This window comes from Halorubrum sp. SP9, from assembly GCF_005435015.1.
GTDB lineage: Archaea > Halobacteriota > Halobacteria > Halobacteriales > Haloferacaceae > Halorubrum > Halorubrum sodomense.
This window is the reverse complement of the sequence record NZ_SGXU01000489.1, coordinates 1-362: the sequence shown is the minus strand read 5'-3', so window position 1 is coordinate 362 and position 362 is coordinate 1. Positions and strand designations below refer to the sequence as shown.

Below are 362 nucleotides of genomic sequence, written 5' to 3'. Positions count from 1 at the left end.
GGGGCCGATGACGCGCGCGATGCTCCTCTACAACACGGTGAAGGCGGCCGGCCTCCAGCGCGGCGTTGACGTGAGCTTACCGTAGCGCTCGCCGCTCAGTCGTCGTCGGCCGCGGCGGCGCGGTTTCGGATCTCGATCCGGCCCTCGATCTCGGGGTCTATCCCTTGCTCGCGGGCGTAGTCGGCCAGCACCTCGTACTGGATGTCCGCCTCGTCGATCCGGTGACGCTGGGCGAGCGTCGGGTACTCGTGTTCCGAGTGGAGCAGGTACTCGGAGACGGCGACCGTGTAGCGGGCGTCGGGGTCGATCGGCTCACCGCCGACGGTGGCCTCCAGGATTAGCTCGGCGTCGTCGTCCCAGAC

At 69.1% G+C, this 362-nt stretch carries 1 pseudogene; it reads right to left on the bottom strand.

Annotated features, from left to right (window positions below):
* Positions 1–95: 95 nt before the first annotated feature.
* Positions 96–362: pseudogene (locus tag EXE45_RS18345) on the bottom strand (bifunctional metallophosphatase/5'-nucleotidase); the annotation flags it as partial.